Annotated in this window: 15 protein-coding genes; 8 read left to right on the forward strand and 7 right to left on the reverse strand. The window is 69.2% G+C overall.

Going from position 1 to position 14,406, the window contains the following annotated elements:
- Nucleotides 1-39 precede the first annotated feature (39 nt).
- Nucleotides 40-1,299, forward strand: coding sequence for a hypothetical protein (locus tag GLP40_RS22765; protein ID WP_154789988.1), 1,260 nt, complete (start codon nucleotides 40-42; stop codon nucleotides 1,297-1,299).
- Nucleotides 1,300-1,305: 6 nt separating this feature from the next.
- Here GLP40_RS22765 and GLP40_RS22770 read toward each other — a convergent pair whose 3' ends face one another.
- The 4 genes from GLP40_RS22770 to GLP40_RS22785 all read right to left on the reverse strand — a co-directional run bounded on the left by GLP40_RS22770 (nucleotide 1,306) and on the right by GLP40_RS22785 (nucleotide 5,396).
- A complete protein-coding gene (locus GLP40_RS22770; RefSeq protein WP_154789989.1) occupies nucleotides 1,306-2,919 on the reverse strand; it encodes a carboxylesterase/lipase family protein in 1,614 nt (537 codons plus the stop codon).
- Between the two features lie 116 nt (nucleotides 2,920-3,035).
- Entirely contained in the window at nucleotides 3,036-3,281 is a 246-nt protein-coding gene (locus GLP40_RS22775) for a DUF2630 family protein (RefSeq protein WP_154789990.1), read from the reverse strand.
- Nucleotides 3,278-4,678: a MocR-like pyridoxine biosynthesis transcription factor PdxR gene (gene pdxR, locus GLP40_RS22780; RefSeq protein WP_230329814.1), complete on the reverse strand. Its 1,401-nt coding sequence runs from the start codon at nucleotides 4,676-4,678 to the stop codon at nucleotides 3,278-3,280. The genes GLP40_RS22775 and pdxR overlap by 4 nt, the downstream gene beginning before the upstream one ends.
- Nucleotides 4,653-5,396 carry a DUF4184 family protein gene (locus tag GLP40_RS22785; protein WP_154789991.1) on the reverse strand — a complete coding sequence of 248 codons (744 nt, stop codon included), beginning with the start codon at nucleotides 5,394-5,396 and terminating at the stop codon, nucleotides 4,653-4,655. Before GLP40_RS22785 ends, pdxR begins: the two co-directional genes overlap by 26 nt.
- An 81-nt stretch (nucleotides 5,397-5,477) precedes the next feature.
- Between GLP40_RS22785 and GLP40_RS22790 the strand changes: the two genes are divergently transcribed.
- Entirely contained in the window at nucleotides 5,478-6,167 is a 690-nt protein-coding gene (locus GLP40_RS22790; RefSeq protein WP_154789992.1) for a pyridoxamine 5'-phosphate oxidase family protein, read from the forward strand.
- A gap of 6 nt (nucleotides 6,168-6,173) precedes the next feature.
- Here the strand turns inward: GLP40_RS22790 and GLP40_RS22795 are convergent, their stop codons facing one another.
- The 3 genes from GLP40_RS22795 to cobF form a co-directional block, all read right to left on the reverse strand.
- Nucleotides 6,174-7,040 (reverse strand): Fpg/Nei family DNA glycosylase, encoded by an 867-nt coding sequence (locus tag GLP40_RS22795; RefSeq protein ID WP_154789993.1) that lies wholly within the window; start codon nucleotides 7,038-7,040, stop codon nucleotides 6,174-6,176.
- A 145-nt stretch (nucleotides 7,041-7,185) separates the two neighbouring features.
- Nucleotides 7,186-8,799, reverse strand: coding sequence for an AMP-binding protein (locus tag GLP40_RS22800; protein ID WP_154789994.1), 1,614 nt, complete (start codon nucleotides 8,797-8,799; stop codon nucleotides 7,186-7,188).
- Nucleotides 8,800-8,930: 131 nt separating this feature from the next.
- Entirely contained in the window at nucleotides 8,931-9,695 is a 765-nt protein-coding gene (cobF, locus tag GLP40_RS22805; protein WP_328290530.1) for a precorrin-6A synthase (deacetylating), read from the reverse strand.
- A 20-nt stretch (nucleotides 9,696-9,715) separates the two neighbouring features.
- Here cobF and GLP40_RS22810 point away from each other — a divergent pair, with 20 nt between their 5' ends.
- The 6 genes from GLP40_RS22810 to GLP40_RS22835 all read left to right on the forward strand — a co-directional run bounded on the left by GLP40_RS22810 (nucleotide 9,716) and on the right by GLP40_RS22835 (nucleotide 14,321).
- A complete protein-coding gene (locus GLP40_RS22810) occupies nucleotides 9,716-10,522 on the forward strand; it encodes a thymidylate synthase (RefSeq protein ID WP_328290531.1) in 807 nt (268 codons plus the stop codon).
- On the forward strand, nucleotides 10,519-11,031 hold the full coding sequence (locus GLP40_RS22815) for a dihydrofolate reductase (RefSeq protein WP_328290532.1): 513 nt from the start codon (nucleotides 10,519-10,521) through the stop codon (nucleotides 11,029-11,031). The genes GLP40_RS22810 and GLP40_RS22815 overlap by 4 nt, the downstream gene beginning before the upstream one ends.
- A 104-nt stretch (nucleotides 11,032-11,135) precedes the next feature.
- Nucleotides 11,136-11,462: a cupin domain-containing protein gene (locus tag GLP40_RS22820; protein ID WP_154789996.1), complete on the forward strand. Its 327-nt coding sequence runs from the start codon at nucleotides 11,136-11,138 to the stop codon at nucleotides 11,460-11,462.
- Nucleotides 11,463-11,525: 63 nt separating this feature from the next.
- Nucleotides 11,526-12,623 carry a Dyp-type peroxidase gene (locus GLP40_RS22825; RefSeq protein ID WP_154789997.1) on the forward strand — a complete coding sequence of 366 codons (1,098 nt, stop codon included), beginning with the start codon at nucleotides 11,526-11,528 and terminating at the stop codon, nucleotides 12,621-12,623.
- 41 nt (nucleotides 12,624-12,664) lie between these two features.
- A complete protein-coding gene (locus GLP40_RS22830) occupies nucleotides 12,665-13,462 on the forward strand; it encodes a family 1 encapsulin nanocompartment shell protein (RefSeq protein WP_154789998.1) in 798 nt (265 codons plus the stop codon).
- 328 nt (nucleotides 13,463-13,790) lie between these two features.
- A complete protein-coding gene (locus GLP40_RS22835; protein ID WP_154789999.1) occupies nucleotides 13,791-14,321 on the forward strand; it encodes a hypothetical protein in 531 nt (176 codons plus the stop codon).
- Nucleotides 14,322-14,406 lie beyond the last annotated feature (85 nt).

The raw sequence follows: 14,406 nt of genomic DNA on the forward strand, positions 1-14,406 counted from the left end.
GCAGCGCGTCATAGAACCGATCGGTACGCTTGCCGTTCGATGGATCGGCTGAGCGTACTGGACGAGATCTTCCTGCGGTCGCATCGGGGCATGGGCACCCCGATCGTCCTGCAGGGGCTCTGGCGTACCGCCGAGCCGGTCCATCCGGCCCTGCTCTGGCGGGTGCACCGCGATCTGCGCGGCGGGCCGCTCGGGCGGCGGGTGGTGCGCTCCCGGGTGCCGGGGGCGCGGCCGCGCTGGCAGCGGAACGAGTCGGCATATCCGTTCACCATGACGACCGAACCGATTCCGGTTGCCACGGTGCTGGATTGGGCCGACCGGCAGGGCGAGGACCTCGATCCGGAAACCGGGCCCGGCTGGCGACTGTCCGCGGCGCGGCTGGACGACGGCGGCTGCCTGGTCGCGCTGACCTGTTCGCATGCCCTGGCCGACGGACGGGCGCTGACCCTGGCCATCGACAACGCGCTGTCCGGCACCCCACTGGCGGCGCCCGTCGCGGGGCACTCGGATTGGGCCGACGCGCGACACATGTGGGCCACCGTTCTGGCCGGGACCGCCCGCGCGCTGCGACGTGGCATTCCCGAACGTCCCACCGCGCCGGCTGCTCGAAAGGTGCTGTCGAGCGCCGCGAATGCCACGGCGGTTCCCGGCGGCTCGGCCACCTGCGGATCGGTCTTCGAGATTCCCGCCCGCGACTGGAACCGCGTCGCCGTGACCCAGGCGGGCACCGCCAACAGCGTCTTCGTATACCTGATCGCGAAGATGCTGTGGTCCAGCGGCTTTCGCGGCGACACCATCGCCGCCAGCCTGCCGGTCGACACCCGCGACGAACCGCGCGTGGACAACGACATGTCCATGACCGAGGTCGCCGTCACCCGCGACGACACCCCGGCGTCCCTGCGCCGCAAGGCCCGCGCCGCCTACGAGCACCGCATGACCAGCCCGGGGGGCATTCCCGAGGAGATCCTCCAGGTCATGCCCGACCGCTGGGCGTACCGGCTGGCCAGGGGCGCCGGCGAGCGAGACATCCTGTGCTCCAATATCGGAAACCTCCCGGAGTCCCTGCTGGCGCTGGGACCGCATGCCTGCACCGGCGTGGCGGCCCGCGCCATCCACCCCGGGCTGCGGCTCGACGGTCTCCCCCGGACACGACTCTCCGGCTATCTGACCCGGATCGCCGACACCTACACGCTGTCGCTGGTCGGCCTGGATCCGGACGCGATCCCGACCACCGCCGCGCTCACCGCGCTGGCCGAGGCGGAGTTGTCCGCACTCGGCCTGCGGTACCTCCGGTGGTGACACCGCTCAGGTGAGGGCGGGAATCCGAACCCCTTGCCACGCCAAGCGTTTGGTGCGCTCTGGATCGCGTTCCACCCGGCTGGGCGAATCGATGATCAGCGTCGCGCGCTGCTCCTCGGTATAGACGGGCCAGGACGGGAGCGGTGCGCCGGTACGAGCGAACGCCAGCCAGTTGTCCTGGAACTGGCACGACACCTCCCGAAAGCCGCGGTGCCCGCCCAGCGCGGTCATGGCGCGGCCGAAGGACGAATCCACCGCGCCGAACACCGGGATCAGGTCGAGGGCGTGGGTGGCGCCGAAACCGCTCAATTGGACTGCGCGCGGGGCGAAGTCGTAGCGGTAGGCGTAGGTCGGCGCGTAACGGCTGTGCGCCTCCATGACGCGCACCGAAGGCCGCCAGAAGGTGAAGTCGCCGCCCATCCGGACGGTGGCCCTCTTGCCCGGGAAGCCGGGATACGCTCCCGTCAACCGGGATTCGACGTCCGCGCCGAATTCGGCGAGCGCCTGATGCAACCGCTCCTCCGAGGTCGGCATGGACTGACCGAGCTTGGTGACGACGGGGCTGTCCTCGCCCAACTCCATGGCCTGGTCGACATGGTGCAGCAGCCAGCGCATGCGGTCGGGCGTGGTGGGCAGCGTGTCATCGAAGCGCACGAACAAAGTGGCCTCGTCACGATTGGTGCCGATGATGAGCGGTACCCGGTGCGCGGTGCCGTCGGCGAACGCGGCGACCGGCGCGGCGGGCAGGAATTCGCCGTCCACCACCGGGGCCACCGGGAACAGGCCCGGCTGCTCTCGCATGACCCGGGCGACCGCGCGGTCGACGGCCTTGCGAATGTCGTTGGCAGGGGCCGTGCGCAGCGCCTCGGCCGCGTCCCCGGGCGCGATGCCGAGATCGTCGAGGCAGCGACGCGCGAACAGGCGGGCCTCGGCCTGGCTCGGCGCCCAGTCCGCGGGCGCGCTCTGGGCGATGGCGCGGTGGAACAGCCCGGCCGCGGCGGGCGTGGCCATGAGGGTGAGCACCGCGTGCGCCCCCGCCGATTCGCCGAAGATGGTGACATTGTCCGGGTCACCGCCGAACGCGCCGATATTGCGCCGCACCCACTCCAGGGCCGCGACCTGATCACGCAGACCGAGGTTGGAGTCGAATCGGCTCTCGGGCGTGGAGTATTCGCCGAAATCCACGTAGCCGAAGGCCCCCAGCCGGTAGTTGACCGACACCACGATGACATCCCCGCGAACCGCCAGCCGCGCACCGGAATACAGCCGCAGCGCGGAGGTTCCGATCATGTAGCCGCCGCCGTGAATGAACACCATGACCGGGCGCGGTGCCGATGACGGCGCATTCGGGACGGTCACGTTGAGCGTCAGGCAGTCTTCACCGGTCGGCTGTGACTGCTGCGGCCCGATCCGTGCACCATCGCGGTGTTGCATTGCGGCATAACCGAAGTCGGTCGCGTCGCGCACGCCGCTCCACGGCTGCACCGGCCGCGGCGCTCGGAATCGGAGCGCCCCGACCGGAGCCGCCGCGAATGGAATGGACCGCCAGCGTGAAACGCGGCGGCCCCGAAGTCCGCGAACGACTCCGTCCGCAGTTGTGATGTCTGTCGTTGCCACCATCTGAAAAGGGTAGACCCAACACGCGAGAGCCCCCAGGGGCGTCGGCCCCGGACTCCCGAAAACTGGCCCCGGGCCGCTCCGCCACGGGCGACGCCGGGAACAAGAGCTCCGAGCTCCTACTGCAGGTAGCCCTCGACCTGGCGGGGCGAGCTGACCTGCGCCTCGTCGGGGTTGCGCCCCTGGTCGAGACGGGCGCGGCGCTGGCGGAGCAGATCCCAGCACTGATCGAGCTGGACCTCGATCTCGGCCAGCTGGCGACGCCCGGCCTCCGGATCCATTTCGCCACCCGTGGTCTTGGCGCGCAGCTCGTGCTCACGGTCCACGAGTTCCTTGATGCGCGCGTGGATGTCCTTTTCGGTCATGCGCACCACTCTACGACTCGGGCCAGCGCGGCTCCGGCTAACCGGACCGCCCCGGGCAGGTCCGCCGCAGCCAGGGCGGCATATCCGAGGGCGATGCCGTAGGTGTGCCGGGGGCCCAGATGGTGGCGGGCGAGCGGATCCAGGTAGACGCCGAGCGCACGGGCCGCGGCCACCGCGCGGTCCTCCTCGTCGGCGGTCGCGAGCGGGACGAAGACGTGCGAGCCCGCGTCGTCGCCGCGCACGTCCAGGCCGCGGCCGCGCAGCTCGTCCACCACCAGGGCTCGGCGGGCGGGCATCTCGCGGCGCAGGCGACGCAGATGCCGGGCCAGGTCGCCGTGCCGGGCCAGCTCGGCCACCACCTGCTGGCCGGCCGGAGCCGGGCTGGTGCCGGTGAGTTCGCGGTGGGCGAGCACCGCCGCGGTGACCGCCGGATCCGCGACCAGCCATCCGGCCCCGAGGGACGGGGTGAGGATCTTGCTGGTGGTGCCCAGGTGCACGACCAGATCCGGAGCCAGGGTGGCCAGCAGCGGCAGCGGCGCGGTGTCGTAGCGCAATTCGCCGTCGTAGTCGTCCTCGATCACGAGTGCGCCGGTGCGGCGGGCGAATTCGATGAGGTCGACCCGGCGGGCGGCGGGCATGCGCGCGCCGAGCGGAAACTGGTGCGCGGGAGTGCAGTACACCATCTTCGCGTCCTCGGGCAGCAGGTCCACCCGCAGGCCCTCATCGTCGACCGGCACCGGGACCAGGCGCGCGCCCGCCGCGCGGAAGGCCCCGGCCGCTCGCTGATAGCCCGGATCCTCGATGGCCACCGCATCGCCGGGCCGCAGCAGCGCCGCCGCGAGTTCGCCCGCGGCCGCGCTGGTTCCGGCGGTGGCCAGCACCCTGGTGCCGCTGGCCGCACCCAGCCCGCGATGCCGCAGCAGATGTTCCGCGACAGCCTCCCGATATTCCCGCTCCCCACGCCGGTCCTTGCGGATCGACGGCATTCGATCCGAGGCGGCCCGCCACGCGCGACGCCAGGCGGCGGCGTCGATGGCCTCGATCGCGGGGGCGCCCGCGCCCAGATCCAGCAGCCCGGCCAGTGGATCGGTCCGTTCCGGTCCATCGGCCCGCGCTCCCACCGGCTCGGGAGCGGCGGTCAGATAGGTGCCCGACCCGTGCCGCCCATCCAGCCATCCCTCCGCATGCAACTGGTCATAGGCAGCGGTGATCACCGTCCGGCTCACCCCGAGCCGACCGGCCAGCTCCCGGGACGAGGGCAGCCGATCGCCGCTCCGCAGCGCCCCGGTGGTCGCGGCCCGACGCAGCCCATCGGCCACCTGCACGGCCAGCGGTACACCGCTGTCCCGCGCGAGGGTGAACGGAAGATCGTCATCGACCAGGCGATTCGCCCGCAAGTGGCCTCCTGATCCGCCGGGAATTGGTCCAGATCAGGATGCCACTCAACACAGCGGACCCGAGTGCGTACGCCACGAACAGCACGGCGGCGCTGGTGATCGCGTAGATCATCATGTGCCGCACGCAGTCGTAGAGGCTGACCTTCGCCACCGGATCGGTCCGGGCCACGAGCGCGGCGATCACCGCGACGACAATCAGCGCCCCGGCGAGCCAGGCACGCAAGGGGTCCGGGTCGGCGGGCCGGGCGCGTCGGTACCAGGCGATCAGACAGCCCGCGAGCAACAGCATGCCGCCGGCCGAGGAGAGGTAGCCGACCACGTTGTACACCCGGTGCGGCCCGATCACGGGCTCCCGCAACACTTCCCAGTGCCGCACCGCGACGCCGTCGGTGTGGGTCAAGGCATCCCAGGCGAGATGTGTGAGCCCGCCGATCAGCAGTCCGGTCGCCGCCGCGACCAGCCCGGGCCTGCTCGCGGTGATCTCCTTGCCGATCATTCGCGAGACGGTTCGGCGCAACGCCCAGGCGACCATCACCAGACTCGCGCCCAGCAGCACGTCCACCGGCAGTCCTCGCAGCGCATGCGTCAGCTCGCCGTCCACACCGATCCGCAGGTAGTACGGGACGTCGGGCGCGAGACTCCCGGCGACCAGTCCCGGAAACCACAGCACTCGGCGCAAGGGCAGAACGGCCGCCGGATGTGCGAGCGTGAACGGCATGGATCATCCCCCGAAGTGGTCCGCAGATCTTGCGGGGAATTGGCTATTCAAGAATGCCATTCCCCGCTCGAGACTGGTCCTATGAGTGAGACAGCTTCGACCCGGACCCCATTGTCACCCACCCCGCGCAGCAGCCTCACCCGGTCCAAGGAGCGGGGGCGCACCGACCGCGCCGAGCTGGACGCGGTCCTCGACGCCGGAATGGTCTGCCATCTGGGTGTAGTACGCAACGGCAGTCCGGTGGTCATCCCGACCATCTACGGGCGCGACGGGGACACGCTGTTCCTGCACGGTTCCACCGGTTCCCCCAACATGCGCGCCGCCATGGCCCACGACGTCTCGCTGACCGTGACGCACGTGGACGGCATCGTCTACGCCCGCTCCGCCATGCACTTCTCCATGAACTACCGCTCGGCCGTCATCCACGCCCGCCCGGTCGAACTCACCGACCCGGACGAGCGCATGCACGCGCTGCGCGTCATCGTCGAGCAGACCGCCCCGGGCGCGTGGGACGCGGTGCGTCCCCCGAACAAGAAGGAGATGGCCGCGACGCTGGTCCTGGCCGTCGACCTCACCGAGGCCTCGGTCAAGGTCCGCACCGGCGGTCCTCGCGACGAGCAGGCCGATATCGACACCGGCGGCGTCTGGGCCGGGGTGCTGCCCCTGCGCCAGCTCTTCGACGCCCCGATTCCGGCCGCGGATCTCGAAGCGGGCGTGGAGATTCCGGCGCATGTCCGGCGCCGCTGCAGCGATACGGCGGCCGCGGTCTAGCCGCCGCTACTTCAGGAGCCGGGACATGCGGCGGTCGGCCAGGATCTTGCCGCCGGTCTGGCAGGTCGGGCAGTACTGGAACGACTTGTCGGCGTACGAGACTTCGCGGACGGTGTCGCCGCACACCGGGCACGGCAGGCTGGTGCGGGCGTGCACCCGGAAGCCGGAGCGCTTCTCGCCCTTGAGCCGGGCGGCGTCCTGGCCCACCGATCGCTGGATGGCATCGGACAGTGTGGCGCGCATGGCCGAATACAGGCGCGCCGCCTGTTCGGCGTCCAGGGTGCCGGAGTTGGCGAACGGCGAAAGCTTTGCCGTGTGCAGGATTTCGTCGGAGTAGGCGTTGCCGATGCCGGCGAGCAGGCTCTGGTCGGTGAGGGCGTTCTTCACGCGCTGCGAGGTGCCGTGCAGGATCTCGGCGAATTCGGGTTCGCTCACGGCCAGGGCGTCGGGACCCAGCCGCGCGATGCCCGGCACCGAGAGCGGATCGCTGGTGACCCACACGGCCAGCCGCTTCTTGGTGCCCGCCTCGGTGAGATCGATGGCGGGCGTGGCGCCTTCGGGGGTGAAGAAGTGCACGCGCAGCGCCAGCGGTCCCTTGCCGGGCTTGGGGGGGTTGGCGCCGGGTTCGTCGATCCATCGCAGCCAGCCGCCGCGCGACAGGTGCGTGATCAACCAGAGCCCGTCGCAGTCCATTCCGAGGTGTTTGCCCCAGTGACCCACTCCGGTCACGTCCCGCCCCGACAGCGCGGTCACCGGCGGATCGAAGGTCTTCAGCACGCTCAGCGCCGCCACATCGACCCGCCCGACCACCGCCCCCACCGCATGCTCGGCCAGGAACTGCTCGAGCGCCACAATCTCCGGAAGTTCGGGCAACGGATCTCCTCCAATCCCCGAGGCATCCACCCGCGGCCTGCTGACCTGGGTGATCGTCTCCGCCACTCACCCTAACCCCCCACGCCGACAGTCGGCGGATTCAGCGCGCGGGCCCCGCCTGCCGATGCACGCGGGGCCCGACACCTCAGTCGCGGAAGCGCTCTCGGAGGAGGTAGCGCTGGACCTTGCCGCTGGGGGTTTTGGGGAGATCGGGGACGAAGTGGATGCGGCGGGGATAGACGTGGGCCGCTAGTTTCTGTTTCACCAACTGCTGGAGATCGCCGGTGAGGGTGTCATCGGGTTCCACGCCGGGCGAGGCCACCGCCACGGCGATCAGGACCTCGCCGCGGAGTTCGTCGGGGACGCCCACGACCGCGGCTTCGGAAATCGAATCATGGCTGGTGAGGACGCTTTCCACTTCGAAGGGGCCGATGCGGTAGCCGGCCATCAGGATGACGTCGTCATCGCGGGAGGCGAAGCTCAGATATCCATCGTCGTCGCGGGCGGCCACATCGCCTGTCAGGTACCACTTTCCGTCGGCGGTGAAGCGGGCGGCACTGGCCTCGGGGGCATTGCGGTAGCCGCGGAAGGTGAGCAGCGGACTGGAGGTCGCGATGGCCACGCGGCCCGGTTCCCCGGGCGGGGCGGGCTCCTCGGAGTCCAGGCGCAGGATCTCGACGGTGTAGCCGGGCATGGGGTGACCCATGGAACCGATCTTGATGTCGGCGATCAGGTCGGGATGCCAGGCGTTGACGACGGTCATGCCGGTTTCGGTCTGGCCGTAGTGGTCTCGGATCTCCAGTCCCAGCGCCTGTTTCGACCACGTGATGACGTCGGGTGTGAGCGGCTCGCCGGCCGAGGACAGGCGGCGCAGCGATACGCCCTCCGGGATCGGGCTGTTGCGCAGCGCGCGGTACACCGTCGGCGCGGCGGCGAAATTGGTGACGCCGAAGTGCCTCAGCACCCGCCAGGTGAGGACCGGATCGAAGGGCGCGCAGACCAGCAGGCTGCGCTTGCCGCTCGCCATGGGCGCGAGGATGGCGATGTAGAGCCCGTACGCCCAGCCCGGATCGGCGATGTTCCAGAACACGTCGCCGTCGGCGTAGTCGATGCCGTATTCGAGGTACATGACCACTCCGGCCATGCCGCCCAGCCTCATGGGCACCGCCTTGGGCGTGCCGGTGGTGCCGGAGGTGAACAGTTCGACCAGCACGCCGTCGCCGCCGACGGCCACGGATTTCGGTGCGGGACCGGTGTTCTCGAGCAGGTCGGCGAAGGCCACGTCGTCGTCCTCGGGCGCGCCGGTGGTGATGACCCGCCAGTCGCGCTCGGCCGGCAGGTCCGCGCTCGGCGCGAGTTTGGCGCGTTGGGCGCCGTCGGTGATGACGAACTTGGTGCCGTTCCCGGTGACCCGCATGGCGATCGCGCCCGGGGCGAAGGCGGTGAACAGCGGCACGTGCACCGCGCCCAGCCGCCAGATCGCCAGCAGGGCGATCACCAGCTCCTGGGATTTGCCCATCAGGGTGGCGACCCGATCCCCTTCCGCCACACCGAGTTGCACGAGCGCGGCGGCGACCCGCTCGGACTTCTCGCGCAGTTCGCCGAAGGTCACGTCGACGCTGGACAGATCCGGCTGGACGAACGTGAAGGCGACCGCCTCGGCGGGATGCCGATCGCACAGCAGCTCGGCCGCGTCGGCATCGGCGGCGCCGTACTCGTCACGCAGTTGTCCGGCACGTTGGATCGGGGTTGTTGTCATGCAGTACCTCCACACGCGAAGGGGCCACAGCCTTCCAACCTCAGGCTGTGACCCCCGCTACACCGTCGATCCGACTATTGACGTTTCGCCAGTAAAGGTCAATAGGCCCGTGACGACGGGCCGGTTTTCCGCTAGACCGACCGCCGCAGCAGGTAGATGTCCATGATCCAGCCCTTGGCCGCGCGCAGGGCCGCGCGCCGCCGGGCGATGCGCCCTTCGACCACCCGCAGCGGGCCCTCCACGATCACCTCGTCGGGCATCCCCAGATACGCGCCCCACCAGATGTAGACGTCGTCGCCCGGCACCTGTGTGAACGAGCACTCGCCGTCCAGCATCACCAGCGTGGACTGCCCCGCGGCCAGCCCCTCCTCGCGCAGCCGCCGCCCGGTCGTGATGTGCAGCGGCTCGCCGATCTCGTGCAGCACCATGCGATGCGCGGCGGCCAGCGCCTGCGCGCTGGTGACGCCCGGAATCACCTCGTAGTCGAAGTGGACGCGCTCGCGTTCGAGCACCCGCTCCACGATGCGCAGCGTGGAGTCGTACAACGACGGGTCTCCCCACACGAGAATGCCGCCCACGCCATCGGTTTCGGCGAACGCCCGCTCCAACAGCTCGGCCCGCGCCTCATGCCAGTCAGCGACCGCGCCCTGGTAGGCGGCGTCCGCACCGCTGGCGGGGACGCCCCGGTCGCGCGGCGGGTCGGAAATCTCCACTATCGTATGCGGCTGGCGCGCGTACTCGGCCAGAATGGCGGCGCGCACGTCGGTGAGCTCCTGTTTCTCGGCCCCCTTGCCGATGAGAAAGAACACGTTTACCTGGCACATGGCCTTGATGGCCTGCACCGTCACCTGGTCCGGGTCCCCCGCCCCGATTCCGATCACAAACAACTTCCGCACGGTGCGTAAGCTTGCCAGGCGTGGAGAGCGCCCGAGATACCCAGTACGAGGACCTGCTCCGACTGGTGCTGAAGTCCGGCACACCCAAGGCGGATCGGACCGGAACCGGTACCCGCAGCATCTTCGGCCATCAGTTGCGCTACGACCTGTCACAGGGCTTTCCGCTGATCACCACCAAGAAGGTGCATCTCAAGTCGATCGTCTACGAGCTGCTGTGGTTCCTGCGCGGCGACTCCAATGTGAAGTGGCTGCACGAGCACGGCGTCTCCATCTGGGATGAATGGGCCGACGCGCAGGGCGAATTGGGCCCGGTCTACGGCGTGCAGTGGCGGTCGTGGCCCACCCCCGACGGGACCCACATCGATCAGATCTCCCAGGTGCTGCAGACGCTGCGCACCGACCCGGATTCGCGCCGCATCATCGTCTCGGCGTGGAACGTGGCCGAGCTGGACAAGATGGCGTTGGCCCCCTGCCACGCCTTCTTCCAGTTCTACGTGGCCGACGGCAAGCTGTCGTGCCAGCTGTACCAGCGCAGCGCGGACCTGTTCCTGGGTGTGCCGTTCAATATCGCCAGCTACGCGCTGCTGACCCACATGGTGGCCCAGCAGACCGAACTGCTGCCCGGTGATTTCATCTGGACCGGCGGCGATGTGCACATCTACGACAATCACGTGGCCCAGGTCCGCGAGCAGCTGTCCCGCGAGCCCTACCCGTTCCCGAAACTGCACCTGCGGCCGGCGCCCTCGCTGTTCGACTACGTATACGAGGACGTGGAAATCCAGGAGTACCAGCATCATCCGGCCATCAAGGCCCCGGTGGCGGTGTGAATCGGACGATCGGGCTGATCTGGGCACAGACGCCGAAGGGAATCATCGGGCGGGACAACACCATTCCGTGGCGCGTGCCCGAGGACATGGCGCATTTCAAGGACGTCACCTTCGGGCATCCGGTCGTGATGGGCCGCAAGACCTGGGATTCGCTGCCGCCGCGCTTCCGCCCGCTCGACGGCCGCCGCAATATCGTCGTGACCCGGCAGGCGGACTGGTCCGAGCCCGGCGCGGAACGCGCGGGTTCGCTGGCCGAGGCCCTGGCCATGACCGACGAGAATTCGGTGTGGATCATGGGCGGCGGCGAGATCTACCGCGCCGCCATGCCTTTCGCGACCGAGCTGATGGTCACCGAGATCGATGCGGACATCGACGGCGACACCCTGGCCCCGGTCATCGATCCGGCATGGCAGACCGACGCGGCCGATTGGCGCGAGTCCACGACGGGTCTGCGGTACCGCTTCCGCCATTATCACCGCGCCTGCCCGGCCTCGCGGTCATTCGTATAACGCGCGCATTTCTTGTCCGGCAATTCCTGCACACACGCCTCGAAACCGCCGATCGGCCCGGTCGCGTCCGGCATACTCAGCGATACTCCGGCGAAAGGCAGTCCATGGACAAGAAATCGCTGACCGCGGTTGCTCGCCAGCAACTGAAGCTGGCCGCCACCGCGTCGAGCGGGCGCAGCTCGTCGACCGTCTACGGCGGCCATACCCACAGCCTGCGCCAGACGGTCATCGCGATGACGGCCGGGCAGACGCTGGCCGAACACGAGAATTCGGGCGAGGCGACCCTCGTGGTGCTGAGCGGGGTGCTGGTCCTGATCAGCGGTACCAACGAGTGGAAGGGCTCGGCGGGTGACCTGATTGTGATCCCCAACGCTCGCCACAGCGTGAAAGCCGTCGATGACGTGGCTTTTCTGTTGACCGTCGCCAAGTAGCGCAGGCGGACACGGGCATAGCGGACAGGTCGGCGGTCGGTCCCGGGGCATAAGGTTGTGCCCATGGGTGAGCCACAGCCGATCCTCGATCCGCTCACACCGGCCGCGATCTTCCTCGTCGTCACCATCGACGAGGATGGCGAGGCGGTGGCGCGGGATTTGCTCGCAGATCTGCCCGGGTTGCGCCGCTCGGTCGGGTTCCGGATGCCCGGATCCGGCCTCGCGTGCATCACCAGCATCGGGTCCGCCGCCTGGGACCGCCTGTTCTCGGGGCCGAAACCCGCACAGCTGCACGAGTTTCCTGGTTTCGCGGGTGAGCGCCATCGGGCTCCGGTCACGCCGGGTGATCTCCTGTTCCACATCAAGGCCGAGAATCAGGACGCCTGTTTCGAATTGGCGATGAAGATCGCCGAGCGGCTGGCCGGTGCGGGCGCCATCGTCGATCAGACGGTGGGCTTCCGCTACTTCGAACAGCGCGATCTGCTCGGTTTCGTCGACGGGACAGAGAATCCGGAGGGTCAGCTCGCCGCCACCGCCGCGCTGGTGGGCGAGGAGGATCCCGAATTCGCCGGTGGCAGTTACGTCATCGTGCAGAAGTACCTGCACGACCTGAACTCGTGGAAGGCGCTGTCGACCACCGAGCAGGAAAAGGTCATCGGCCGAACGAAACTCGACGACTTCGAGCTCTCCGACGCCGAGAAGCCCGCGAATTCACATGTGGCCGTCAACGATCAGGACGAGATCGGCACTATCGTGCGCGCCAATATGCCGTTCGGCTCGGTCCAGGACGGCGAATTCGGCACCTACTACATCGCCTACGCCGACGATCCGGCCATCCCCGAGAACATGCTGATCCGCATGTTCCTCGGCACCGCCGACGCCGCGTACGACCGCATCCTGGATTTCTCCACCGCCGTCACCGGCACCTCGTTCTTCGCCCCTCCCGCAACGTTTTTCGAGGCGCTGCCGGACGCACCCGCCGCGGCCGCGGCTCGACTCGATTCGGGACCGCGCTCCGCCTCCCCGCACTTGGAGCGGGGGAGCGAAGCGTCGGAGCGGCGGAAGGAGGAAGCGAGCTCGCAGGGCCGCGGACAGCCGGAACGCAGCGGAGACAGAGTGGACACAGGATCCCTCGGCATCGGGACGCTACGGAATCTTTGAACCGGACGCAACGGAATCGTTGAACCGAACGGAGTTGACGCATGAACAACCTGCACCGCGAACTCGCCCCCATCACCTCGGAGGCCTGGTCGGCCATCGAGGAGGAGGCGACGCGAACCTTCAAGCGGCACATCGCCGGTCGCCGCGTGGTCGATCTGTCCGGCCCGCACGGCACCGACTACTCCGCGGTCGGGACGGGCCACACCACCGCCATCAACTCCCCCGGTGACGGTGTGCAGGCCCGCCGACGCACGGTCGTGCCGCTGGTGGAGCTGCGGGTCCCGTTCACGCTCTCGCGCGAGCAGCTCGACGATGTGGAGCGCGGGGCGAACGACGCCGATCTGGATCCGGTGAAGGTGGCCGCCAAGAAGATCGCCTTCGCCGAGGACCGCGCCATTTTCGAGGGTTACGCGGCGGCCGGGATCACCGGCATCCGGGCCAGCACCTCGTGCGAGCCGGTGAAGCTGCCCGGCGACCCGCGCCTGGCCCCGGAGGCGGTGGCGCAGGCGTTGAGCAAGCTGCGCCTGGCGGGTGTGGACGGGCCGTACTCGGTGCTGCTGTCCGCCGACCTGTACACCGCGGTGAGCGAGACCTCCGATCACGGCCACCCGATCCGCACCCATATCGAACGGCTCATCGACGGCGAGATCATCTGGGCCCCGGCCATCGACGGCGCGTTCGTACTGTCCACGCGCGGTGGCGATTTCGATCTGCAGATCGGTCAGGACCTGTCCATCGGCTACCTTTCGCACGATGCCGAGACGGTGCAGCTGTACTTCCAGGAAAGCATGACGTTCCTGGTCTACACGGCCGAGGCCGCGGTCGCCCTCGAGGCGTAACCAGTTGATCCGGAGGCGGTTTCGGTACTCCGTCGGCGTGGTGTCCGCTGCGCGCCGGTAGACCGCTCGGGGTCGCCGTCCGTTCAGCCCGTCCTGGATGCCGCCGAGTTGCCGGTCCGCTTCTCGGACGCCGCCGAGATCTCCGCTCAGCAGCTGCGCGACAGCGCCCTGGCGCCATCGCCGACCTCTATGGCGTGGCCGTCGCTCGGGCAGCGACCTCGAATAGCCTGCCAGCGGCAGAATCCGGCGCCGATCGCCGCGGCGAGGGTCGTGTGCGACCGCCCGCACCGGCGGGTACGGTTTTCGGCAGTCGGTGTCGGGAGGCGGAATGACGGTGGTGCGGGCGGGCGTGGTGCCGGGGCAGCGAATGGCCGGGTACGTGGCCGCCGGGGTGCTGATGGTGGCTGTCGTCTGCGCGGGGACGGTCGGGGTGTTCGGGCTGCACCGGGTGTTCACCGGACTGTTCTTCGGGGCGGCCGTCGCGGTCGGGTTGATGTTGGCACTGTTCGGGCGGGACGGGATGGAACTGACCGAGGAGTCCATCGTGCGGCGGACGCCGTGGGGGTCCTCGACGGTGGCGTGGGATCGGGTGGTGGCGGGCCGGTTCGCGCTGGACGAGAAGGGTCGCTGGACGCTGGCGCTGGATCTCAATGGCGGGGACGAGCCGCATCAGGAGCTGGTGCTGCTGTCGATCCCACCGGTGGTCGCGCCCATTGGCAACGCGTATGACATGCGCAAGCGGGAACAAATCGGCGAGATTCGAACCATGTTGCGGCAGCGGCGAATTCCGGTGACCATCCTCCCCGAGATCGCCGTAGCCCTGCAGCGCCACTGGAAGGTCGACCCGCCCACCCGCTGAGCTCGCGGTGGTCATACCTAGGGGATCTCCCTGAGGGATCGACGACCACGGGTCGATGCCCCGACCTCACCGCGGCCCCAAAATC

Source organism: Nocardia aurantiaca, from assembly GCF_009708175.1.
Classification (GTDB): domain Bacteria; phylum Actinomycetota; class Actinomycetes; order Mycobacteriales; family Mycobacteriaceae; genus Nocardia; species Nocardia aurantiaca.